Source organism: Vibrio sp. D173a, from assembly GCF_030248475.1.
The window spans coordinates 1-646 of record NZ_JAHGAH010001502.1; the positions used below are offsets into that span (position 1 = coordinate 1).

The window sequence follows — 646 nt, forward strand, 5'->3', positions numbered from 1 at the left end:
TTAAGCCACTTTATACTCAAGATCAGTCACTTGAAGAGAAACTGATGGCGGTGGCCGAAGTGGGTTATGGCGCAGCGAGCATAACACTATCTGAAAAAGCCAAGGCTCAATTGGCCGAGTTCAAAAAGCACGGCTTCGACAACCTATCGGTATGTTTGGCTAAAACTCCACTCTCTATCTCGACAGAGGCGCACATTAAAGGAGCACCTACCCAATTTGATGTACCAGTAAGAGAGCTAAAACTCTGTGCAGGAGCAGGCTTTGTTTACGCCTTATGTGGCAATGTGATGACCATGCCCGGCCTACCAGATAAGCCAGCATTTATGTCTTTAGACATCAATGAAGATGGTGAAATCACAGGCTTAAGTTAACATTTATAGATGTTTTAAACAGCAAATCACAGGTTATCGTCACGGTGAATGTAAGATGATTTGTGATTTGCATATAAAAGCAACAAATTGCACACATACCTCTCAACTGGGAGATTTACCTCATCAGTTCTGGGTCAAGATCACATTAATAACCCCACTAAATCTATAGTATTGCGCTGATTCTTTGGGGAATGTAATGATAGCAAGCATAAAAAAACTCTCAGGCCAATTTCTCTGTACTGTTCTAGCCCTAGGAATAGTTCCAGCACTCTATA

General features: G+C 42.0%; 1 protein-coding gene. It reads left to right on the forward strand.

Annotated features, from left to right (window positions below; all coding sequences use genetic code 11):
* The coding region (locus tag KIV40_RS34345) for a formate--tetrahydrofolate ligase (protein ID WP_285353922.1) at window positions 1-371 on the forward strand (371 nt) is incomplete at its 5' end.
* Window positions 372-646 lie beyond the last annotated feature (275 nt).